We start from the raw sequence: 1508 nt of genomic DNA, 5'->3' as shown, positions 1-1508 counted from the left end.
TGGGCTGTAAGAGCCTGACGATGACCTACTTTCACACGGGAACCCGCACTATCATCGGCGCAAAGTCGTTTCACTGTCCTGTTCGGGATGGGAAGGAGTGGGACCAACTTGCTATGGTCATCAGGCATAACTTGGTGTCGGCCTGCTCTTTGAGCAGGCTGACGAATTCATAGAGTCTGGAATCAGATTTTGTGTTTTGACTGCGTCTAACTTGGCATAACAATCTTCGAAGCGTCCGGGTGCTGCGTGTGCAGTCACGGGGATTGGCTATCAAAGTTATAGGGTCAAGCCGCACGAGCAATTAGTACTGGTTAGCTTAACGCATTACTGCGCTTCCACACCCAGCCTATCAACGTCCTGGTCTTGAACGACGCTTTAGGGGGCTCAAGGCCCCGGCAGATCTCATCTTGAAACGAGTTTCCCGCTTAGATGCTTTCAGCGGTTATCTCTTCCACACTTAGCTACTCGGCAATGCCACTGGCGTGACAACCGATACACCAGAGGTGTGTCCACTCCGGTCCTCTCGTACTAGGAGCAGGCTTCCTCAAATCTGCAGCGCCCACGGAAGATAGGGACCAAACTGTCTCACGACGTTTTAAACCCAGCTCACGTACCTCTTTAAATGGCGAACAGCCATACCCTTGGGACCGGCTACAGCCCCAGGATGAGATGAGCCGACATCGAGGTGCCAAACACCGCCGTCGATATGAACTCTTGGGCGGTATCAGCCTGTTATCCCCAGAGTACCTTTTATCCGTTGAGCGATGGCCCTTCCATACAGAACCACCGGATCACTATGTCCTGCTTTCGCATCTGCTCGACTTGTCAGTCTCGCAGTTAAGCACGCTTATGCCATTGCACTATCGTCACGATGTCCGACCGTAACTAGCGTACCTTCGAACTCCTCCGTTACGCTTTGGGAGGAGACCGCCCCAGTCAAACTGCCTACCATGCACTGTCCCCGATCCAGATAATGGACCTAGGTTAGAACCTCAAACACACCAGGGTGGTATTTCAACGTTGGCTCCATGAGATCTAGCGACCTCACTTCAAAGCCTCCCACCTATCCTACACAGATCTGTTCAAAGTCCAATACAAAGCTACAGTAAAGGTTCATGGGGTCTTTCCGTCTTTCCGCGGGGAGATTGCATCATCACAAACATTTCAACTTCGCTGAGTCTCAGGAGGAGACAGTGTGGCCATCGTTACGCCATTCGTGCAGGTCGGAACTTACCCGACAAGGAATTTCGCTACCTTAGGACCGTTATAGTTACGGCCGCCGTTTACTGGGACTTCAATCAAGAGCTTGCACCCCATCATTTAATCTTCCAGCACCGGGCAGGCGTCACACCCTATACGTCCACTTTCGTGTTTGCAGAGTGCTGTGTTTTTATTAAACAGTCGCAGCCACCGATTTTTTGCAACCCCGTTGGGCTCCCTCTGTACGAGTTCACCTACTTGGGGCATACCTTCTCCCGAAGTTACGGTATCAATTTGCCGAGTTCCTT

At 51.7% G+C, this 1508-nt stretch carries 2 rRNA genes (1 of these 2 cut by a window edge); both read right to left on the bottom strand.

Annotated elements, in window-relative coordinates:
- Window positions 1–12: 12 nt before the first annotated feature.
- A 5S ribosomal RNA gene (gene rrf / locus AC07Z7_RS24160) occupies window positions 13–125 on the bottom strand.
- Between the two features lie 155 nt (window positions 126–280).
- Window positions 281–1508: ribosomal RNA gene (locus tag AC07Z7_RS24155) — 23S ribosomal RNA — on the bottom strand (it continues 1651 nt past the right edge of the window).

Source organism: Acidovorax sp. GW101-11A03 (assembly GCF_059424825.1).
This window is presented reverse-complemented; position numbering and strand designations above follow the sequence as displayed.